Genomic DNA, 22,315 nt, shown 5'->3' with positions numbered 1-22,315 from the left:
GCAAGAAACCGGGAGCGGCTGCCGCCTTGCGATTGAGCCGGGCGGCGGCTGTAGTTAAGGTCGCGGCATGAGCAGCTCCCCCCGATTCATTCACCTCAGAACCCATACCGAATACTCTCTTCTCGAAGGCGCGGTGCGGCTGAAAAAGCTCCCCGCCCTGTGCGAGAAGATGGAGATGCCGGCGGTCGCGGTCACCGACACCAACAACATGTTCTCGGCGCTGGAACTCGCGGTCACCCTGTCAGGGGCCGGTATCCAGCCGATCCAGGGGTGTCAGGTCGATCTGGCCTTCGAAGAGGCCGACCCGACCAGCCGCCAGCAGGGCCCCTCGATCGGGGCGCTGGTGCTGCTGGCGCAATCCGAGACCGGGTACGAGCATCTGATGAAGCTCAACTCCTGCCTCTATCTGCGCGACGACGGCCAGGTGCCCCATGTCACGCTTGAAGATCTGGGGCAGCATTGCGACGGGTTGATCTGCCTCTCCGGCGGGCCGGACGGCCCGGTCGGCCAGTTGTTGCAGCAAGGCCGCCGCGACGAGGCCGAGGCGCTGATGCGCCGGCTGCAGGGGATGTTCGGCGACCGGCTTTATATCGAGCTGCAGCGCCATCCGGGCGAGGATGGTCAGCCCGAGGCCGAGCGGCTGACAGAACGCGGTTTTGTCGAGATGGCCTATGCGATGGATATCCCGCTGGTCGCCACCAATGACGTCTATTTCCCCGCCACCGACATGTACGAGGCGCATGACGCGCTGATCTGCATCGCCGAGGGCGCCTATGTCGACCAGGCCGCGCCGCGCCGCCGATTGACCGCGCAGCACTATTTCAAGTCGCAGCAGGAGATGATCACGCTGTTCGCCGATCTGCCCGAGGCGATCGAGAACACTGTGGAGATTGCGCGCCGATGCGCCTTCATGGCCTATAAACGCGCGCCGATCCTGCCGAAATTCGCCGATGACGAGGTTGAGGAATTGCGCCGCCAGGCCAAGGAAGGCCTGGAAAAACGCTTGGCCGTGATCCCCCATGCCGCGCCAGTCGAGGAATACGAAAAGCGCCTCGCCTTCGAGATGGGCATCATCGAAAGCATGGGGTTTCCGGGCTACTTCCTGATCGTGGCCGACTTCATCAAGTGGTCCAAGGAACACGACATCCCGGTCGGCCCTGGGCGGGGATCGGGCGCAGGCTCGCTCGTCGCCTATGCGCTGACCATCACCGACCTTGATCCGTTGCGCTATTCGCTGCTGTTCGAACGCTTCCTCAACCCGGAACGGGTGTCGATGCCCGACTTCGACATCGACTTCTGCATGGACCGGCGCGAAGAGACGATCCGCTACGTTCAGGAGAAATACGGCCGCGACAAGGTGGGGCAGATCATCACCTTCGGTGCACTTCTGTCCAAGGCGGCGGTGCGCGACATCGGCCGGGTGCTGCAGATGCCCTATGGCCAGGTCGACCGGCTGTCCAAGCTGATCCCGGTCGAAGGCGTCAAGCCGGTGTCGATCAAGCAGGCGCTCGAGGATGAGCCCCGCCTGCGCGAGGAGGCCCGCAACGAAGAAGTGGTCGAGCGGTTGCTGACCTATGGCCAGCAGGTCGAGGGGCTGCTCAGGAACGCCTCGACCCACGCCGCAGGCGTGGTGATCGGCGACCGGCCGCTGGACGAACTGGTGCCGCTCTACCGTGATCCGCGCTCGGACATGCCGGCGACCCAGTTCAACATGAAATGGGTCGAACAGGCCGGTCTGGTGAAATTCGACTTTCTGGGTTTGAAGACGCTGACGGTGATCCAGAATGCGATGCATCTGATCTTCAAGTCGGGCCGGCCCCTGCATGTGGCGCCGGATGGCACCCAGCTTTATGAACCCGCCCCGGGGGCGGAGAACCAGATCAACGCCATTCCGCTTGATGACGAGAGGACCTACAAGCTTTATTCCGAGGCCAAGACGGTCGCGGTGTTCCAGGTCGAAAGCTCGGGCATGATGACCGCGCTCAGGCAGATGAAACCCACCTGCATCGAGGATATCGTCGCGCTCGTGGCGCTTTATCGCCCTGGCCCGATGGAAAACATCCCGACCTATTGCGATGTGAAGCACGGCCGCAAACCGCTTGAATCGGTGCACCCGACGATCGACCATATCCTGGCCGAAACCCAGGGCATCATCGTCTATCAGGAACAGGTGATGCAGATCGCCCAGGTGATGGCGGGCTATTCGCTCGGCGGTGCCGACCTGTTGCGCCGCGCCATGGGGAAGAAGATCAAGGAGGCGATGGACGCCGAACGTCCGAAGTTCGAAGCCGGCGCCGCCAAGAACGGCGTCGACAAGAAGAAGGCTTCCGAGGTCTTCGACCTGCTGGAGAAATTCGCCAACTACGGGTTCAACAAATCCCACGCGGCGGCTTATGGGGTGGTGTCCTACCAGACCGGCTGGCTGAAGGCGAACCACCCGGTCGAATTCATGGCCGGCATCATGAACTGCGATATCCATCTGACTGACAAGCTGTCGATCTACATGGAAGAGGTGAAGCACGGGCTCGAGATTGAGGTGGTGCCGCCCTGCGTGAACCGGTCTCTGTCGACTTTCGATGTCGTCGATCAGAAGCTGGTCTATGCGCTGGGCGCGCTGAAGAACGTCGGTCACGAGGCGATGGAACTTATCGTGCAGGCGCGCGAGGAGGGCGGCAAGCTCTTTGCCTCGCTCTATGATTTCGCGCGGCGGGTCGACATGAAGAAAGTCGGCAAGCGGTCGCTGGAAATGCTTGCCCGTGCCGGCGCCTTCGATCAGCTCGACCAGAACCGCCGGCGGGTGTTCGAAAGCCTGGACGGGCTGGTGGCCTATTCGGCTGCGATCCAGGAGCAGAAGCATTCGGCGCAGGTCTCTCTCTTCGGGGAGGCGGGCGACGATCTGCCGGAGCCGCACCTGGCCCAGGTTAACGATTGGATGGCGGTCGACCGGCTGATGGAGGAACAGAAGGCGATCGGCTTCTTCCTTTCCGGCCACCCGCTCGACGATTATGCCGCGGCGTTGAAACGCAAGGGCATCGCCACCCTGGCCGAGGCGCAGGAAAAGGCCGAACGCGACGGCGGCGCCATCGTCAAGGTCGGGGTGATGGTCTCGGGTTTCCGCGAGATGAAAAGCTCCAAGGGCACGCGCTATTTCCGCATGAACATCTCTGACAGCTCCGGCCAGCTTTCGGGCATTGCCATGTTCCCCAAGTCCGAGGAATTCGGCCCTGCACGCGCGGTCTTCGAGAAGACCGACAAGGTGGTGGCGACGCTGGAGGCGCGGTTCCACGATGGCCAGTTCGACCCGACCATTCGCGGCGTCGTTCCGGTGGAAAATGTCGTCGCGCAGGCCGGGGCGACCGGTCTGCGGGTGTTCCTGGAAAGCCCCGGCGCGGTCGAGACCGTGGCTGCGATCCTCGAGGACGCCGCCCGGGCTGCGCGCGGGGCCACCGCCAAGGGCCCGGTGCAGCTTTGCCTGATGGATCCGGGGCTACCTGGCGAGGTGGAAATGGAACTGGGGCAGGATTTTACCCTAAACCCCGAGATCAAGGGGGCCCTGAAGAACGTCGAAGGGGTCATGTCGGTGGAGGAACTTTGATGCCGCCGCCCGGCCGCTCTGTGCGGGGAAGGGGGCTGTCTGCCCCCTCTTGGCCCCTGCAGGGCCAATTCACCCCCGAGGATATTTGTCGCCAGATCGAAGGCAGGCAGAAACGCGGCTGGAGGATATAGCCTAGCCCCGGGGCCGAGGTTCACACCTTCGACCTGGTTGAAATATCCCGGGGGAGGCGCGCGTAAGCGGGCCGGGGGCAGAGCCCCCATCATCACGTGATATCGGGACTGGGGGGCAGTTGGGCCTCAGTAATGCGGCGGACGTTCGTCGCCATAGATGACACCGCCGGAACCTTCGGCTTCGCGCTGGGCTTCGCGTTCCATCAGCATCTGCACCCGGCGGGTCAGCTTGTCGATCTCGGTTTGCTGGCGCGCGACGATCTCGCTCAGATCCTCGACGGTGCGGGTCAGATGGGCGAGCTTTTCCTCGATATGCTGCATCGGCACCTCCTTCGGGTTGCGGCAGCTCCGGGATAGGACAGTGGCGCTTCGGGCGCAACGTCAGTTGGTGGAACGCTTGCGCGGGGGCAGTGGCGCCGGCAGGCTGATGCCTGGGAGACGGGGAGGAGTGACATGGGCATTGCAATCGATACCGAAGGCGCGGTGCAGGTCATCGCCATCGACCGGCCGCAGGCAAGGAATGCGGTCGACCCTGAGACGGCGCGGGCACTGTTTCAGGCCTTTCTCGACTTCGACGCGGATGACACGCTGTCGGTTGCGATCCTGACCGGAACCGGGGGCGCGTTCTGCGCCGGTTTCGATCTGAAATCCGCCGGCTCCGGCGCGGCGGATGCCTGGATCGCCGAGGTCGATATTCCGGTGGGCTGGTGCGATCCGGGCGGCGATCCGATCCCGGGGCCGATGGGACCGTCGCGGCTGATGCTGCAGAAACCGGTGATCGCCGCGGTCGAGGGCCATGCCGTGGCGGGCGGGATGGAGCTTGCCGCCTGGTGCGATCTGCGGGTGATGGCCGAAACCGCGACCACCGGGATCTTCTGTCGTCGCTGGGGCGTGCCGCTGATCGACGGTGGCACCGTGCGGCTGCCACGGCTCCTGGGGCAGGGGCGGGCCAATGATCTGATCCTGACCGGTCGGCCGGTGGGGGCGGCAGAGGCTCAGGCGATGGGGTTTGCCAGCCGGGTGGTGCCGGAGGGGCTGGCACTGGCCGAGGCGAAGGCCCTGGCGCAGGATTTGGCGCGGTTTCCGCAGGGCTGTCTGTTGGCGGACCATCTCTCAGCGCGGATACCGCCCGCCGATCTGGCCGCAGGCCTGCGGCGCGAATGGGTGTCTTCTGCCATCTTCTCCGCCGAGGGTCGGGCCGGGGCCGCGCGCTTTGCTGCGGGCAAGGGGAGGGGAGGCGATTTCTCCGCACTCTGAGACGAGGCGTCCGGCGTCCGGAAGCGATCTTTTCAGTCTTGCGAATGCGGTGCTCGGGTGGGGCAGGAGGCGCGAGCGGCGATTGATCTGCCGAAAACCATGGGAAATGGCTGCCAGAGCCGCTTGCCAGCGGCGCGCCCGCCTTGCTCCCCGGGGGGGCATGGGATAGACCCCGCCGCGACATCTATTGTGCAGGAGCCCGCGATGGCCAAGCCCAAGAAAACCCCCCGTCCCAAGGCCGAGACGCCGAAGGGCTTTCGTGACTATTTCGGTGCCGAAGTTACCCAGCGCACCGAGATGCTGCGCAAGATCGCCGGGGTCTACCATCGCTATGGCTTCGACGCGCTGGAGAGCAGCGCGGTGGAGACGGTCGAGGCTCTGGGCAAGTTCCTGCCCGACGTCGACCGCCCGAACGAGGGCGTCTTTGCCTGGCAGGAGGCGGATGAGGACGGCAAGGGCGACTGGATGGCGCTGCGCTATGACCTGACGGCGCCGCTGGCACGGGTCTATGCCCAGCACCGCAACGATCTGCCGACACCGTACCGTCGCTTTGCGATGGGGCCGGTCTGGCGTAACGAAAAGCCGGGGCCGGGGCGTTATCGCCAGTTCTATCAATGTGATGCCGATACCGTCGGCACTGCCTCGATGGCGGCGGATGCCGAGATCTGCGCGATGCTGGCCGATACGCTGGAAGAGGTCGGTATCCCGCGCGGTGACTATCTGGTGCGGGTCAATAACCGCAAGGTCCTGAACGGCGTGCTCGAGGCGATGGGCGTGACCGACGAGGGCCAGGCGGCGGACGTGTTGCGCACCATCGACAAGTTCGACAAGGTCGGCGAAGCCGGCGTGCGCGAGCTTTTGGGGAAGGGGCGGCTCGATGCTTCCGGCGCCTATATCGACGGGGTCGGCCTCAGCGATGCGCAGGCCGAACCGGTGATTGCCTTCCTGACCTCCAAGGGCGCGGATGCGGAAGAGACGCTGACCAATCTGCGGGCCGCCGTGGGCGACAGCGCCATCGGCTCCGAGGGTGTGGACGAGCTGGCGCAGGTCGCCGATCTGCTGGCCGCCGGTGGTTATGGCGTTGATCGGATCGTGATCGACCCCTCGGTCGTGCGGGGCTTGGGCTATTATACCGGCCCGGTGTTCGAGGCTGAGCTGACCTTTGAAATCCTCGATGAGAAGGGCCGCAAGCGGCAGTTCGGTTCGGTCGCGGGCGGCGGGCGCTATGATGGCTTGGTCAAGCGTTTCACCGGGCAGGAAGTGCCGGCGGTGGGCGTTTCCATCGGGGTCGACCGGCTGCTGGCAGCGCTGCGCGAAAAGGGCCGGGTGACCGCCCATGACGTGGGCCCGGTGGTGGTGACAGTGATGGATCGCGACCGCATGGCCGATTATCAGGCCATGGTGTCCGAACTGCGCCAGGCCGGCATCCGCGCCGAGGTCTATCTGGGCAATCCGAAGAACTTCGGTAACCAGCTCAAATATGCCGACCGCCGGCACTCCCCCGTCGCCGTTATCGAAGGCGGGGATGAAAAGGCTGCAGGCATTGTCCAGGTGAAGGATCTGATCCTGGGCGCGCAGATTGCCGAAAACGCAACGCTGGAGGAATGGAAGGAACGCCCGAGCCAGTTTGAAGTGGCGCGCGGCGATCTGGTCGCAAAGGTGCGCGACATCCTCGCAGCGCATGATCTGGGTGGGCTGGGCTGATGGAAGACCGGGCCAGGACCTTGGCGCGCGCGGCCGAATTGCGCGCCTATTTCGAACAGGCCGGCGCGCTGCCGGTCGAGACACCGGTGCTGCAGCCGGCGGAATTACTGCTCGATCTTTATGGCGAGGATATCCGTGGGCGCGCCTATGTCACCTCGGACGCGCTGCGGGGGGAGCAGATGCTGCGCCCCGACTTCACCGTGCCGGTGGTGCAGATGCACATGAGCCATGGGGCGGAACCGGCGCGCTATACCTATGCGGGCGAGGTGTTCCGACGCCAGGAGCATGACCCGGATCGCGCCAATGAATATATCCAGGTGGGCTATGAGGTCTTCGACCGAAACGATCCTGCGGCGGCGGATGCCGAAGTCTTTACTCTTATCGCGGGGGCTTTGTCGGGCTTGCCTCTGCGGGCCGCGACGGGGGATATCGGCATCCTCACTGCGGCGGTCGCCGGGCTGAACACCACTGCGGCGCGCAAGGCCGCGCTCATGCGGCACATCTGGCGCCCGCGCCGGTTTCGCGCGTTGCTGGATCGTTATGCCGGCCGCACGCCGGTGCCGCCGACCCGCGATGCCCTGTTGGCCGAGGCCGATCCTCTCGCGGCCGCCGGTCCGGTGATCGGTCGGCGCGGTCGGTCCGAGATCGCGGCTCGGGTCGCGGTGCTGAAGGCGGATGCGGCGGCGGGACCGATTTCCAAACACGAGCTGACCGCGCTCGAAGCGCTGCTGGCGGTGCGTGAGACATTGCCCTTCGCGCAGGAGCAATTGCGCGACGTGGCGGTTGATCTGCCGCAGATTACCCCGGCGCTCGACCGGTTGGAGGCGCGGTCCGCAGCGCTGGCGGCGCGTGGTGTCGATGTCGACAGTCTTGAGTTCGAGGCAAGCTATGGGCGCACCTCGATGGAATACTACGATGGGTTCGTGTTCGGATTCTATGCCGAGGGTCGGGCTGATCTCCCCCCCGTGGCCAGCGGTGGGCGCTATGACGCGCTGACGCGGGCGTTGGGGGACGGGGCAGAAATTCCGGCCGTGGGTGGTGTGCTGCGCCCGGGGCTGATGCTTGCGCTGCAGGAGGGCGGAGAATGACGCTGAAACTGGGCGTGCCGTCAAAGGGGCGGCTGATGGACAAGACCTTTGAGTGGTTCGACCGTCACGGCATCCAATTGAGCCGGACCGGGTCGGATCGGGAATACTCCGGTGCGGTCGAGGGGATCGAAGGCGTCTCGTTGGTCTTGCTCTCGGCCGGGGAGATTCCCCGCGAATTGGCGGCAGGGCGGATCCATTTCGGCGTCACCGGCACCGATCTGGTGCATGACAAGCTGCCGCGCTGGGAACAGCAGGTCGAAGAGATCGCACCCCTGGGCTTCGGTCAGGCCGACCTGATCCTCGCGGTGCCGCGCTGCTGGGTCGATGTCGACACGCTCGACGATCTGGATGCCGCTGCTGCCGCCTTCCGGGCCGAACACGGATTCCGGCTGAGGATCGCCACGAAATACCACCGGTTGGTGCGGGAATTCCTGATGGATGCGGGCGTGGCCGATTATCAGCTGGTCGACAGCCAGGGCGCCACTGAAGGTACGGTGAAGAATGAGACCGCCGAGGCGATTGCCGATATCACCTCCACCGGCGAGACATTGCGGGCGAATCACCTGAAGATCCTGAGCGACGGTTTGGTGCTGAAATCGCAGGCGACGCTTTGGCGCAGTCGTGGCGCGCCTTGCACCGGCGACGATCAGGAGGTGATGGCGGATTTCCTGCGCCGGGTTGATCACTGAGATGGGGCAGGGGGGCTCTGCCCCCACGGCCTGCGGCCTCCCCCCGGGATATTTCTTGCCAGAAAAAGGCGCGATGCCGGCGGAACCCGCGGTCAGGCCATGTGCCCTCCTGCTTTTCTTGGCTGGAAATATCCCGGGGGAGGCGTGCCGTCAGGCACGGTGGGGGCAGAGCCCCCCCGATCGGGTGAGAAGGTTCAGAGCACACCGATTTCAGCCAGCGCGCGGCTGAGGTCATCGGGCAGATCATCCTCGGCCTGATGGCCGTCTGGCAGATCGGCTGGGGCCTCCTCCGGTTTGAGATAGCGCCAGCCCTGGAACGGGCGGCGGGGGGCGGTGCGGGTCAGGATCACCTCAGGATCGAGCACGATGGCACAGCGCAGGATGCCGTCAGAGCCCTGGGCTTCCTCCAGTCGCAGGACGCGCTGACGCGCCAGCACCTCGCCCTTGAAGACCCAGTAGAGCGAGCCGCCGTTCAGCAGTTCCGTCGCGCGCTTCGGCCACATGCGGGTGATATGGCGTGGCAGCCCGTCGGGCCAGCGCAGGCGGGTTTCGGCTTGCCAGTCCAGCAGATCCTGCACCTGTTCGGCGCCGACACATAGCTTGATGAGATTGATACTGTCGCTCAAGTGAGTCTTTCCCTTTCTTGTCCGTATATTGTAGTCTCTCAGGTCAGGACTTCAAACTGTTGTGGGTTCCCTTCCCGGTGATTGAGTGGCATTGCGCGGCACCGCGATGGTTATCCGCGTTATGATTCCCCGCCGGGATGTTGTATCTTGGGTTTCCTCGCCGCTGATCAAAGACCTCTGCCAAGGACCACTGCCATGACTCGTTTCGCTGCCGCCATCGCTGAACAGATTTGGGATATGAAGTATCGCTTCAAATCCGCCGATGGGGAGCCGATCGACGTCACTGTCGAAGACAGCTGGCGCCGGATTGCCCGCGATCTGGCGCGGGTGGAGCAAGACCCCGAGTTTTGGGAGCAGCGGTTCTTCGAAGCGCTGGAGGATTTCAAGTACCTGCCCGCCGGGCGCATCACTGCCGGTGCCGGCACCGCCCGTGAGGTGACGTTGTTCAACTGCTTCGTCATGGGGACGGTGCCCGATTCGATGTCGGGCATCTTCGACATGTTGAAAGAGGCGGCGCTGACCATGCAGCAGGGCGGCGGCATCGGTTATGATTTCTCGACCATCCGGCCGCGCGGGGCTGAGGTGAAGGGGGTGGCGGCGGATGCCTCAGGCCCCCTGTCCTTCATGGATGTCTGGGATGCGATGTGTCGCACCATCATGTCGGCGGGGTCGCGCCGGGGCGCGATGATGGCGACGATGCGCTGCGATCACCCGGATATCGAACAGTTCATCACCGCAAAGCAGGATGCGGCGCGGCTGCGGATGTTCAATCTCTCTGTGCTGGTGACGGACGCCTTCATGGAGGCGGTCAAGGTCGATGGCCCCTGGGAGCTGCAGTTCGGCGGCAAGGTCTATCACACCCTGCAGGCGCGCGATCTGTGGAACAAGATCATGCGCGGCACGTATGATTATGCTGAACCCGGCGTGATCTTCATCGACCGTATCAACAAGATGAACAATCTCGCTTATTGCGAGACCATCGCCGCCACCAACCCTTGCGGCGAACAGCCCCTCCCGCCCTATGGCGCCTGTCTGCTGGGGTCGATCAACCTGGCGCGGCTGGTTTCCGACCCCTTCGGGCCGAAGGCGGCGCTTGATCTCGAGGCACTCTCTGATCTGGTTGCCGTTGCGGTGCGGATGATGGACAACGTGGTCGACGTGTCGAAATTCCCGCTGCCGCAGCAGGAGGCCGAGGCGCAGGCCAAACGGCGGATCGGCCTCGGCGTCACGGGGCTGGCCGATGCGCTGTTGATGCTGGGGCTGCGCTATGGTTCGGACGAGGCTGCGGCGCAGACCGAGGAATGGCTGCATCAGATCGCGCGCGCCTCTTACCTTGCCTCGGCTGAACTGGCGAAGGAGAAGGGCGCCTTCCCGCTGTTCGATGCGGAGAAATACCTGGCGAGCGGCTCGCTGATCCATATGGATGCAGATGTGCGCGCCGCCATCGCCGAACATGGCATTCGCAACGCGCTTTTGACCTCGATCGCTCCGACCGGCACCATCAGCCTTTATGCCGGCAATGTCTCGAGCGGGATCGAGCCGGTCTTCGCCTATGCCTATACTCGCAAGGTGCTGCAGAAGGATGGCAGCCGGACCGAGGAAGAGGTGGTCGATTACGCGGTGCAGATGTGGCGTGACCTGAAGGGCGATGCGGAATTGCCCGATTATTTCGTCAACGCCCAGACGTTGGCGCCTGCTGATCACGTCAAGATGCAGGCGGCGGCGCAGAAATGGATCGACAGCTCGATCTCCAAGACCATCAACTGCCCCGAGGATATCAGTTTCGACGCCTTCAAGGACGTCTACATGCAGGCCTATGAAACCGGCTGCAAGGGCTGCACCACCTACCGGCCGAACGATGTGACCGGGTCGGTGCTGAGCGTGTCGGAGACATCCGAAGCCGCCCCGGGCGAGGCGCAGGCCAAGGGTGCCGGCGTTACTGAGGCGGGGGCCGAGGTGGTCTATATGTCCGAACCGCTCGATCGGCCGCAGGCGCTGGAAGGCCATACCTACAAGCTGAAATGGCCCGACAGCGAACATGCGATCTATATCACCATCAACGATATCGTCATCGCCGGCCGGCGCCGGCCTTTCGAGGTCTTCATCAACTCGAAGAACATGGAGCATTACGCTTGGACCGTGGCGCTGACGCGGATGATCTCCGCCGTGTTCCGCCGCGGCGGCGATGTGAGCTTCGTGGTCGAGGAGCTGAAGGCCGTCTTCGATCCGCGCGGCGGTGCCTGGGTACAGGGGAAATATATTCCTTCGATGCTGGCGGCGATCGGCGGGGTGATCGAGCGGCATATGGTTACGACCGGCTTCCTGGAGGGCGAGGGCATGGGGTTGAAAAGTGACCCCAAGGCAGAGGTCGTCAACCTCGACACCCCGCGCGGCAAGGCCTGCCCGAGCTGCGGCCAATACGACATGCGCATGATCGAAGGCTGCATGACCTGCGCCAGCTGCGGCTATTCGAAATGTGGGTGAGTGTCTGACTGATCTAATAGTTGTTGTGGCGGTTCAGACGACATGACCTAAACGTCTCAAAAGCTCGTTTTGGCTGAGATGATAAAGAAACGGCCTCGGGGAGTGAGTACCCGAGGCCGTTTGCATACCTGGCTGTGCCGACGCCTAGTCGTACTCTGCGGGTGCGGCAGGCAAAGTCGACCTTCGTTGCGCGTGGTCGGATCGTATGAGGGAAGGCAGGCGAAGTATGTGGATGCAGTTCCGCGACTTCAGATCTTAGTTCGTCAGGAAGCGGCCCATTGCCCCGTCTATCTTGCCTTTGATCGCGGCTGGTGTCAGCCAAAGCCGCCGTCCATGTAAATTCTTATTATGATAGAGGTACTGCAGTGCAGCGGGGGGCGGCATGTCGAGGGCTATCTGAGCTGAATAATGTCAAGGATGCTCTGTTTTTTCCTGAACGTGTAGTGCTAACTTTCGGATGAAAACAAGTTGGCTCGGTATCGCGGAAGATTTGTCAAATGAGTAGCGATCTGGATTTTGGCGGAGCACGAGGCTCCAACACTGGTGATGTATATCATGAACTTTGGGCAGTTCGTTCGGCCCTGAAGCTGTTAGACAGCGCGAGCAAGCTAGAAGCGGTAACAGTGGAGTGGACTGGCCTTCCAACGTCCCCATTGATCCCGAGGACAGTCTCTGGAGCTTTTGTTTCGACGGGGTGCAATTGTTTATCAACATGAGTTGCCCGGGTCATGTGACCCTGAAAAGCCGCAACCTTGGAGCCTACATCACCTTCGTCATCAATCCGCGTGAAAACTTCGATCTGATCGCCAATCGGAACAGCCGCAAGGGTATCCGGGTGCGTCAGACGATTCGCAAGCGCGTCGAAAGGTATAACGCTGCGCCGGTTCCCGATGCGCTTGGCTTCTTCGGTAGCCACAGCAACCTCGAATGGCGACAGTACCAGTTAGCCGAGGAGCATAGTCCGCCGAAAACCATTTGCCCCTTCCGTATGCGCACTCGAACCAGAGAGGTCGAGCCCTCATGAACCTTACGCTTCTGTCGGTCTACTTGACCTCCATCGTCTTGCTGATCGCAACCCCTGGCCCCGTTGTCGCACTCGTTCTCAACACGGCCGCAAAGCGCGGGTTGCGTCAGGCCGTGCTCACCGTATTCGGAACCAACTGGGCCTCGCTTTTCCTGATCGGCGCAGCTGCTCTGGTGATTTCCGGCCTGATGACCATCAACGTGAGGATGCTGACCTGGGTCAGTCTTATCGGCTGCCTGTTCATCGCCTGGATGGCCATTCAGTCGTTTCGTCACAGGCCGACCTCGCAGGAAACAGATCCCACAGAGGAATTGGGGATGGCACGACGCGGCTCCTCTCCTCTGTTGCACGGGTTTCTTGTTGGCATCTCCAACCCGAAGGACATCCTGTTTTTCGTCGCCTTCTTCCCGCAATTCGTCGGCATCACCAGCCGACACGAGATCAGTCTCATCATTCTGACTGTGCTCTGGATTTTCTTCGACTTTGCGATCCTCGTCAGCTACGCCGCCGTCATCCACACCAGCGTGTTCCGCCGCCAGGCGCATCGGATCTCACAGATCTCCGCAGGATTCCTGCTCTGTGTCGCCATCGCAGGCTTTGCCTACTCTCTCAACGAGTTGCTCTCTGTGCCCCGTTAAATGATAAGCCGAAACCTCTACCGCAAAAGACCACCGACAACTGTCAATGTCATGTCAGCGGGGCTCTGATGATGTGACCGACCGCGCCCGTCGGCATCAATGTACCAAGGTGGGGCTGCGATGATCCACAATGGTGGCCAGTCATGTCGGAGATTATCACGGTCGGGCTCGACCTGGTGGAGAATGTGTTCCAGGCGCACGGGGCGGACGGAGAATGAAGACTGCGCCATGCCATCAGCTTTTCCGTTGCGCGCGGGCATTGCAACCCGAGAGATGTCAATCTGGGCTCGAAGCTGCCTTCAGCTGCCTAAATCATGAAAGTCCGGTTTGGGCCGGGAGCGTCACATTTACTCTGCCAGGCTGATCACGCGACCTGCCGCAGCGCCGCATGAAGGCTTGGAGCCCTTCCGAGACATTCTCTGAGAGTGCAGGCGGCGAGTGATGCCTCGACTGGTCACGTATGTTGGGCCATGGCCTCCGCCAGAAAGCCTGGAAGGGTTTCGCTCACCGGCGTTGCGTGTTCCTGTGAACTCAATCTGCGGCATCTGTCCCGGATGTTGACCAGGGCAGAGGCTATGACCGGGCATATGCTTCTCAACTGAGTAGGCCGCATCGCCCCCTTCCATGAGTTTGTGGTCGGCGAACTGCCTTGGCGGGAGGGTTGCTTCCGGGCCGTCTTCTGGCGGCGTCGGGTAATTGCTCTCAGCGAGGAGGGTCTGTCTGGAGGTCAGTCGCTGAACGCGCAGGCGACAAGCGCCCCATGGGGGCCTGTCGACATGCTGGCAACTACCGAAGGAATGTAATCGACCACAGGGTCAACTGCACTCGAAGACGGCCCCAATCATGTGTGGGTCAAAAGCGTCTCCGGTCCAGATCATCGTCCAGTAGACGCCAGGTTCCGGAGCCAGGTCTGAATTTCCGCACACGGCGCTGAGGGTTTCGTAATTTTGATCCGGCGTCTGGAACCAGGAAAACGTCATTCCATAATTTTCGATTTGGCTGACGGCCACGCCTCGCACGTAATATCCAGCTTCTTCTGCTTCTCTTGGGAGACGCCCCAAAGTATTGGCGCAAGCCAAGTTTGCTGCTGGGCTGGCGGTGCCGCCGCACATGTATGTATATGGGCTATCCATGTTTAGATCAAAGCCACAGCTGCTGACCGAGACCTGGTCCATTCTGGAAAGATTCTTCAGGAAGGAGTTTGATCCCAGATACCATTCTCTTGGGAGATTGGCTGGGACCATGATCGGGGTTTCCCCGTTGTTCGTGATCACCCTGCAGACGCCATGTTTGTCCAGTGTGACGGATGTGCCCGGATCAACCTTGGCGCCGAGTTGCGCAGCCTCCTGTGCGAATGCCGTCTGGGCAGCAGTCATGGAGACCATAGCTGCGGTGATGATGAAGAGGGTTCTGGTGTTCATGTCGGTCCTCGGTGTTTCTGGCTCACCAAGAATTATAAGATGACACTTGGAAAATACGTATGCGCCTGGTGGGAATGGCGTGCGGAATTTGTGGATAACTGGGCATTAAATGGCTGGAGGTAGCCTGAGGCGAAATAATTAATTGCAAAAAGTCCGTGGTGTTAGGTCATGTTGACAAATGGCGGAGCCAGAGGCGGATCGACGTGATGTCGATGAAGCTCAGGAAGCTCTCGGCGGTCTTGTCGTCGCGGGTGGCGACGCGGCGGGCGTTCTTCAGTTTGTTGAAGCAGCGCTCGGCCAGGTTGCGCAATCGGTAGAGGGTGCGATCCACGGCGATGCGCAGCTTTCGGGACTTGCGCATCGGGATGAACGGCACGACGTTGCGCGCTTCCATGTTTTCTCGAACCTTGTCAGAGCCATATCCGTGATCCGCCAACAGGACGCTCGGTTCGGGCAAGTTGTCGTCCATGACCAGATCGAAGCCCAGATAGTCTGACGTCTGGCCCGGCGAGATGTCCGACCTCATGGGCAGGCCTGCGGCGTTGACGCGGAGGTGGATCTTGGTCGTGAAGCCGCCGCGTGAATGGCCGAGACCTTGTTGCTTTCCCTCATGGAAGCTTCGCAGACCGTCCGGGTTTTGAGAGCACATCAACGTATGTCACGCCTTGGGCTCCATTGCCGCGCCAGACACTTACCCTTATCCCTGTTCTCAAAGCGACTACAGTCGCGCGAATACCTTTTGGGGCCCTCCATTGAACCAGACTTCCCACAACAGCCTTGTCTCCTTCATCTGGCGCATCGCCGACGACTGCCTGCGCGACGTCTACGTGCGTGGTAAATACCGCGATGTCATCCTGCCGATGGTCGTCCTGCGCCGCCTCGACACGCTGCTTGAGCCGACCAAGGCCGCTGTTCTGGAAGAAGTCAGGTATCAGAAGCGAGAGGACCCAGGCTCGACGGAGCTGGACGATGAGCCGCTCAAGGATGCCTCAGGCTACGTGTTCTTCAACACCAGCCAATGGACCCTCAAGAAGCTGCACGGCACCGCCACCAACAACCAGCAGATCCTGCTCGCCAATATCGAGGATTACCTCGACGGCTTCAGCGACAACGTCAAAGAGATCATCGGCCGCTTCAAGCTGTTCGAACAGATGCGCCACATGGCCGAGAAGCAGGTTCTCCTCGACGTCATCGAGAAGTTCGTCTCCCCCTGGATCAACCTGACCCCTCACAACATCGAAGACCCGGATGGCAACACGCTGCCCGGTTTGTCGAACCTCGGCATGGGCTACGTCTTCGAGGAGCTGATCCGCAAGTTCAACGAAGAGAACAACGAGGAAGCCGGGGAACACTTCACCCCGCGCGAGGTGATCCACCTCATGACCCATCTCATCTTCGACCCGATCAAGGATCAGCTGCCTCCGGTCATCACGATCTATGACCCGGCCTGTGGGTCGGGCGGAATGCTGACCGAGGCGCAGAACTACATCAAGGAGCCGGGCGGTCCGATCCGGACCAACGCTGACGTCTACCTCTACGGCAAGGAGATCAACGACGAGACCTACGCGATCTGCAAATCGGACATGATGATCAAGGGCAATGACCCTGCGAACATCCGCGTGGGCTCCACCCTCTCGACCGACGAATTCTCGGCCAACCGCTTCGACTTCATGCTGTCCAACCCGCCCTACGGCAAAAGCTGGAACAGCGAGGTCAAGTACATCAAGGACGGCAAGGACGTCATCGACCCCCGCTTCCAGGTCGAGCTGGCTGACTACTGGGGCAAGAAGCAAGTCATGGACGCCACGCCGCGCTCCTCGGATGGGCAGTTGCTGTTCCTGATGGAGATGGTCAGCAAGATGAAGCCCACGGGCACCAGCCCGCTCGGCTCGCGCATCGCGTCCGTCCACAACGGCTCCAGCCTCTTCACCGGGGACGCGGGCAGCGGGGAATCCAACATCCGCCGCTACATCATCGAGAATGACTGGCTCGACACCATCATCCAGCTGCCGAACAACCTGTTCTACAACACCGGCATCACCACCTACATCTGGCTCCTGTCCAACGCCAAGCCCGAGGGACGGAGGGGCAAGGTGCAGCTGATCGACGCCAACCTGCTCTATCGCAAGCTGCGCAAGAACCTGGGCGACAAGAACTGCGAGTTCTCGGACGCGCATATCCAGCAGATCACCGACGCCTTCCTCGCCTTTGCCCCGATGGAGCGCGAGATGGATGCCAACAACGATCCCACCGGCATCGCCGTGCAGGTCTTCGACAACGCGGACTTCGGCTACCACAAGGTCACCATCGAACGCCCGGACCGCCGCCGCGCGGGTTTCAGCGCCGAACGCCTTGCGCCTCTGCGTTTCGACAAGTCGCTGCGCGAGCCGATGGAATGGCTCTATGGCGAGCATGGTGATCAGGTCTATCAGCCGGGCTTCCTCAAGGAGCAGACCAAGGCAATCATGGCCTGGTGCGAGGAACAGGGCATCACCCTGAATGCCAAGGCTAGGGGCAAACTGACCGATACCAAGTACTGGATCAAGCTGCGCGACCTGCTGGCCACGGCGACCCAGATCATGGGCGATGTCGGCCTTGAGGAGACCGACGATTTCAACGCCTTCCGCAAGGCGGTGAACGCCGCGATCAAGGCGCGCAAGTTCAAGCTGGGTGTGACCGAGAAGAACGCCATCCTGAACGCCGTCAGCTGGTACGACGAGACCGCCAAGAAGGTCATCGCCAGGAAGCACAAGCTGACCGGGGCGGAGGTCGAGGATCTGACCACGCATCTGGGCTGCGCAGCGGGCGATCTGGCCGATTTCGGCTGGTACCGGCAAGCGGACGGCAGCTACCTGACCTACGAGAGCACCTCTGACCTGCGCGACGCGGAAAGCGTGCCGCTGAAGGACGACATCCACCGCTACTTCCTGGCGGAGGTAAAGCCACATGTTGAGGAAGCCTGGATCAACCTCGACTCTGTGAAGATCGGCTACGAGATCAGCTTCAACAAGTACTTCTACCGCCACAAGCCGCTGCGCAGCCTCGAAGCGGTGACGCAGGACATCCTGGCCCTGGAAGAAAAGGCCGACGGGCTGATCGCCGACATCCTTGGCGTCGAGGTCGCGACCAAGCTGGAGCCGGCGGAATGAACATCGCGGCATATCCCCAACATGAAAGCTACATCGACAGCGGCATTGATTGGATTGGCGAGGTGCCATCGACTTGGTCGGTCGAACCCGGTCGCCAGTGCCTCTACGAAAGCAAGGAGAAGAACACCGGCATGAAGGAGAGCACCGTGCTTTCCCTCAGTTATGGCCGCGTGATCGTGAAGGATGAAGACAAGCTGACCGGCCTTGTCCCTGAAAGCTTCGAAACCTACCAAGTCGTGCAGCCCGGTGACATCATCATCCGGGGAACCGATCTCCAGAACGACATGACCAGCCTCCGCACTGGTCTCGCGCGTAATACAGGGATCATCACCTCAGCCTACATCAATCTGCGCCCAAAGGCCGATATCGACCCGAAGTTCCTGCACTACCTCCTGCACTCCTATGACGTGAAGAAGGTCTTCTACGCACTTGGCTCTGGCCTGCGGCAGAACCTGTCGTATGAGGACTTCAAGTACCTTCGCCTGCCAATCCCCAGCCCCGAGGAACAACGCGCCATTGCGGCGTTCCTGGATGGGAAATGCGCGACGATTGACGAGGCGGTGCGGATCAAGGAGGAGCAGATCAGGCTACTGGCCGAGCGCAGGCAGATCCTGATCCAGCAGGCCGTCACCCGCGGCCTGAACCCCGCCGCCCCCATGAAGGACAGCGGCATCGACTGGATCGGCCAGATCCCCGCGCATTGGGAGGCCCAACGCTTCAAATACCTGTTCGAGCAGAGCCGGTTGCCCGTTCGACCTGGCGATGAAGTCGTGACCTCTTTCCGCGACGGGCAAGTCACGCTCCGGTCGAACCGTCGCCTCGAAGGTTTCACCGAAGCCATCATCGAAGGCGGTTATCAAGGCATCCGAGTGGGTCAGCTTGTGCTGAACTCCATGGACGCTTTTGAGGGGGCAATTGGCGTCTCGGAGTCTGATGGGAAATGCACTCCTGAGTACGTTATCTGCGACCCAATCCAAGATGGGCTTTCCCAGCAATACTTTGCCTACCTTCTGCGCGAGATGGCGCTGGCACGGTACATTCAGGTGATCTGTAATGCGGTGCGCCAGCGCGCCGTCCGCATTCGTTTCAATAACCTCGCGCATCGCTTCGTGGTCGTCCCACCAGCAGATGAACAAAAGCATATCGTCGAATTCGTCGAAGCGACAAAGAAGCGGATTGGCGATGCCATTACCCTCAAAGAAACCCAGATCACCGCATTGCGGGAATACAAGACGAGCTTGATCAACGCAGCGGTGACTGGAAAGATCAAGGTATTGTAAGCGCCCGGCCCCAGAACGGGGCCCCGGGTGCCAGGACGTGAGAGTAGAAGCCCCATGAATGTCGCGGTCAGCAACACCAAGGAAATCGCCCTCGAACAGGCCATCGAACGACGGCTCTGCGGCGCGAGCTCCGAAGAGCTGGCCGCTGGGGCCGCTACTGAGACCGGCCCCTTCCGCATCGGCCAAGCGTCGGACTTCGACGCGCCCCTCGCGCTCGACCGCGCCAAGTTCTGGGAGTTCCTCGAGGCCACACAGTCCAGGGACCTCGACAAGCTCAAGAGCCACAACCCCGCCGACTGGCAGGCCAAGATCACCGGCCAGCTCGACAAGCTGATCAGGTCCAAGGGCCTGCTGCACGTCCTGAAGAAGGGCCTGCCCGTCGACAACGCGCATTTCACCCTGATGTACCCCGCGCCGCTGGCCAGCTCGGCGCAAAAGGTCCACGACAACTTCGCCGCCAACATCTGGAGCGTGACCCGGCAGGTCCATCACAGCACAGCCAACCCGAATGAATCGGTGGACATGGTGGTGTTCCTCAACGGGCTGCCGCTGGTAACGCTGGAGCTGAAGAACGCCTGGACCCACCAGACCGCCCGCTACCACGGCCAGAAGCAGTATCGCGAGCGCGATGCGAACCAGACCCTGATGCGCTTTGGCCGGGTGCTGGTCCACATGACCGCCGACACCGACGAGGTGTGGATGGCGACGAAGCTGGACGGGGCCAAGACCTTCTTCCTACCGTTCAACAAGGGCCACAACGAAGGCGCGGGCAACCCGCCGAACCCGAACGGCCACAAGACGGCCTACCTGTGGGAAGAGGTGCTGCAACCGGAGAGCCTTGCCGGGATCATCCAGCACTTCGTCCTGCTGGAGGGAAAGAAGACCGACCCGCTGGCGAAGAAGACGCTGATCTTCCCGCGCTACCACCAGTTGAACGTGGTCCGGAAGCTTCTTTCCCACGCCGCAGAGACGGGCGTGGGGCACAGCTACCTGATCCAGCACTCTGCCGGTTCGGGGAAATCCAACAGCATCACCTGGGCCGCTTACCAGCTGATCGAGACCTACCCGGCGGAACTGGGCCTGCCGGGCGCCAAGGCGCTGGACGCCCCGCTGTTCGACAGCGTGATCGTCGTGACCGACCGCCGCCTGCTGGACAAGCAGCTGCGCGACAACATCAAGGACTTCTCCGAGGTCAAGAACATCGTCGCGCCGGCCCTGAAGTCCTCGGACCTGAAGGCGGCGCTGGAGAATGGCAAGAAGATTATCATCACGACGATTCAGAAGTTCCCCTTTATCATCGACGGGATCGCTGACCTTGGCGACAAGAGGTTCGCCGTGATCATCGACGAGGCCCACAGCGGCCAGAGCGGCATCGCCAGTGACAAGATGAACCAGGCAATGGGCGGCGACCCGGACGAAGATGACGCGCAGGACAAGATCGTCGCGGCCATGCAGGCCCGCAAGATGCGCGGCAATGCGTCCTACTTTGCCTTCACCGCGACGCCGAAGCCGATCACCCTGGAGAAGTTCGGCGAGCAGCAACCTGACGACCGCTTCCGCCCCTTCCACCTGTACAGCATGAAGCAGGCGATCGAAGAGGGGTTCATCCTCGACGTGTTGGCGAATTACACGACCTACAAGGGCTATTACGAGATCCAGAAGTCCATCGAGGACAATCCCCTGTTCGACACATCCAAGGCGCAGAAGAAGCTGCGCGCCTATGTCGAGCGGAGCCAGCAGACCATCAACACCAAGGCCGAGATCATTGTCGATGACTTCATCGACAACGTGGTCAACCCGAAGAAGCTGCGCGGCAAGGGCAAGGGGATGATCGTCACGCAGAACATCGAGATGGCGATCCGGTACTACAAGGCCGTCCAGGCGGAGCTTGCCAAGCGCGGTAGCCCGTTCAAGGCGCTCATCGCCTTCTCGGGCGAGAAAGAGGTCGATGGGGTCAAGTACACCGAGGCCGACATGAACGGTGTGGCCGAAGACAAGACGCGGAGCGAGTTCGACAAAGACGAGTATCGGCTGCTCATCGTCGCGAACAAGTATCTGACCGGTTTCGATCAGCCGAAGCTCTGCGCGATGTACGTCGACAAGAAGCTGCAATCAGTGCTGGCGGTTCAGGCCCTGTCCCGGTTGAACCGGTCCTCGCCGAAGCTGGGCAAGCGGACCGAGGACCTGTTCGTGCTCGACTTCTTCAACTCGACGGAAGACATCAAAGCCGCCTTCGATCCCTTCTTCACCGTGACGACCCTGTCCGAGGCGACGGACGTCAACGTTCTGCACGAGCTGAAGGCATCCCTGGACGATGTTGGCGTGTACGAATGGTCCGAGGTCGAGGAATTCTGCACGCGGTTCTTCGACGGCGAGGATGCCGAGAAGCTAAGCCCGCTGATCGACAGCGCCGCTGAACGCTTCAACAATGGCCTGGAGCTGGATGATCCCGAGAAGATCGATTTCAAGATCAAGGCCAAACAATTCGTGAAGATCTATGGGCAGATGGCCGCGATCATGCCCTTTGAAGTATTGGCGTGGGAGAAGCTGTTCTGGTTCCTGAAGTTCCTGGTGCCGAAGCTGAACATCCAGGACCCCAACCAGGACGCCCTGGATGAGCTGCTCGAGGCGGTTGACCTGTCGTCGTATGGGCTGGAGAGGACCAAGCTGAACCACGCCATCGACCTGGACACTTCGGAAGCAGAACTAGAGCCACAGAACCCCAATCCCCGCGGCTACCGCGAAGGAGAGGTGCAGGAGGACCCGCTCGAAGAGATCATCCGCAGCTTCAACGAGCGTTGGTTCCAAGGCTGGGGCGCTACACCGGAAGAACAGCGGATCAAGTTCTTGAATATTGTGGAGAGTGTTCAGGCTCATCCAGACTTCGAAGAGAAGTTCGATGGAAACCCTGATCCATACAGTCGCGACCTGGCGTTCGATAAGATCATGAAGGAAGTTATGCTTAAGCGGCGGAAAGAGGAGTTGGAACTTTACAAGCTTCATAGCCAGGACGAGGCGTTCCGGTCTTCGCTTTATCAAAGCGTCAAGGAAGCGCTCGCGAAGAGCGTGGGCTAATCGGCATTGACCTGCCCTCTTGGGGTCCACGGCTAAAACGATGGTCTGCGGGTTTGAGCCTAGCCGTTGGCTCGATGGCATTGGGCCCAGAGCATGCGTAATTGGGCTGACCCTGAACTGAGGTCGAGCTCCCGATAGGATCACAGGAAATCTG

The 22,315-nt window shown here is 61.6% G+C and carries 15 protein-coding genes; 11 read left to right on the top strand and 4 right to left on the bottom strand.

All coding sequences use genetic code 11. The features are described from left to right. Positions 1 to 67: 67 nt before the first annotated feature. Complete coding sequence (dnaE, locus tag G455_RS0107805) at positions 68 to 3,595, top strand: DNA polymerase III subunit alpha (protein WP_028093182.1); 3,528 nt, start codon at positions 68 to 70, stop codon at positions 3,593 to 3,595. 257 nt (positions 3,596 to 3,852) lie between these two features. Here the strand turns inward: dnaE and G455_RS0107800 are convergent, their stop codons facing one another. Next, positions 3,853 to 4,047 carry a SlyX family protein gene (locus G455_RS0107800; protein WP_028093181.1) on the bottom strand — a complete coding sequence of 65 codons (195 nt, stop codon included), beginning with the start codon at positions 4,045 to 4,047 and terminating at the stop codon, positions 3,853 to 3,855. 132 nt (positions 4,048 to 4,179) lie between these two features. On the opposite strand from G455_RS0107800, the gene G455_RS0107795 reads away from it, so the two are divergent. The 4 genes from G455_RS0107795 to hisG all read left to right on the top strand — a co-directional run bounded on the left by G455_RS0107795 (position 4,180) and on the right by hisG (position 8,464). Further along, positions 4,180 to 4,983, top strand: a complete 804-nt coding sequence (locus tag G455_RS0107795) for a crotonase/enoyl-CoA hydratase family protein (RefSeq protein ID WP_028093180.1) — start codon at positions 4,180 to 4,182, stop codon at positions 4,981 to 4,983. Between the two features lie 204 nt (positions 4,984 to 5,187). Next, positions 5,188 to 6,687, top strand: a complete 1,500-nt coding sequence (gene hisS, locus G455_RS0107790) for a histidine--tRNA ligase (protein ID WP_028093179.1) — start codon at positions 5,188 to 5,190, stop codon at positions 6,685 to 6,687. Beyond that, positions 6,687 to 7,775 (top strand): ATP phosphoribosyltransferase regulatory subunit, encoded by a 1,089-nt coding sequence (locus G455_RS0107785; protein WP_028093178.1) that lies wholly within the window; start codon positions 6,687 to 6,689, stop codon positions 7,773 to 7,775. The genes hisS and G455_RS0107785 overlap by 1 nt, the downstream gene beginning before the upstream one ends. Beyond that, a complete protein-coding gene (gene hisG, locus G455_RS0107780) occupies positions 7,772 to 8,464 on the top strand; it encodes an ATP phosphoribosyltransferase (RefSeq protein ID WP_028093177.1) in 693 nt (230 codons plus the stop codon). Before G455_RS0107785 ends, hisG begins: the two co-directional genes overlap by 4 nt. A gap of 194 nt (positions 8,465 to 8,658) precedes the next feature. Here hisG and G455_RS0107775 read toward each other — a convergent pair whose 3' ends face one another. Then, on the bottom strand, positions 8,659 to 9,090 hold the full coding sequence (locus tag G455_RS0107775) for a DUF1489 family protein (RefSeq protein WP_028093176.1): 432 nt from the start codon (positions 9,088 to 9,090) through the stop codon (positions 8,659 to 8,661). A gap of 195 nt (positions 9,091 to 9,285) precedes the next feature. Here G455_RS0107775 and G455_RS0107770 point away from each other — a divergent pair, with 195 nt between their 5' ends. The 3 genes from G455_RS0107770 (at position 9,286) to G455_RS0107760 (ending at position 13,236) form a co-directional block, all read left to right on the top strand. After that, entirely contained in the window at positions 9,286 to 11,574 is a 2,289-nt protein-coding gene (locus G455_RS0107770) for an adenosylcobalamin-dependent ribonucleoside-diphosphate reductase (RefSeq protein WP_028093175.1), read from the top strand. A 628-nt stretch (positions 11,575 to 12,202) separates the two neighbouring features. Further along, a complete protein-coding gene (locus G455_RS23640) occupies positions 12,203 to 12,598 on the top strand; it encodes a YqcI/YcgG family protein (RefSeq protein WP_051312282.1) in 396 nt (131 codons plus the stop codon). Beyond that, the gene (locus G455_RS0107760) at positions 12,595 to 13,236 is read left to right on the top strand and encodes a LysE family translocator (RefSeq protein ID WP_028093174.1); all 642 of its coding nucleotides are present in this window, start codon (positions 12,595 to 12,597) and stop codon (positions 13,234 to 13,236) included. Before G455_RS23640 ends, G455_RS0107760 begins: the two co-directional genes overlap by 4 nt. An 815-nt stretch (positions 13,237 to 14,051) precedes the next feature. Here the strand turns inward: G455_RS0107760 and G455_RS0107755 are convergent. Then, a complete protein-coding gene (locus tag G455_RS0107755; protein WP_028093173.1) occupies positions 14,052 to 14,657 on the bottom strand; it encodes a hypothetical protein in 606 nt (201 codons plus the stop codon). 166 nt (positions 14,658 to 14,823) lie between these two features. Then, the gene (locus tag G455_RS0107750; RefSeq protein ID WP_407636241.1) at positions 14,824 to 15,306 is read right to left on the bottom strand and encodes an IS5 family transposase; all 483 of its coding nucleotides are present in this window, start codon (positions 15,304 to 15,306) and stop codon (positions 14,824 to 14,826) included. 103 nt (positions 15,307 to 15,409) lie between these two features. Here G455_RS0107750 and G455_RS0107745 point away from each other — a divergent pair, with 103 nt between their 5' ends. From G455_RS0107745 to G455_RS0107735, 3 genes are read left to right on the top strand one after another with little or no spacing between them, the layout of a single operon-like run. Beyond that, complete coding sequence (locus tag G455_RS0107745; protein WP_028093171.1) at positions 15,410 to 17,806, top strand: type I restriction-modification system subunit M; 2,397 nt, start codon at positions 15,410 to 15,412, stop codon at positions 17,804 to 17,806. After that, entirely contained in the window at positions 17,803 to 19,086 is a 1,284-nt protein-coding gene (locus tag G455_RS0107740; protein ID WP_028093170.1) for a restriction endonuclease subunit S, read from the top strand. Before G455_RS0107745 ends, G455_RS0107740 begins: the two co-directional genes overlap by 4 nt. 54 nt (positions 19,087 to 19,140) lie before the next feature. Then, positions 19,141 to 22,161 (top strand): type I restriction endonuclease subunit R, encoded by a 3,021-nt coding sequence (locus G455_RS0107735; RefSeq protein ID WP_035366384.1) that lies wholly within the window; start codon positions 19,141 to 19,143, stop codon positions 22,159 to 22,161. Positions 22,162 to 22,315: the final 154 nt, after the last annotated feature.

This window comes from Pseudodonghicola xiamenensis DSM 18339 (genome assembly GCF_000429365.1).
Taxonomy (GTDB): Bacteria; Pseudomonadota; Alphaproteobacteria; order Rhodobacterales; family Rhodobacteraceae; genus Pseudodonghicola; species Pseudodonghicola xiamenensis.
This window is presented reverse-complemented; position numbering and strand designations above follow the sequence as displayed.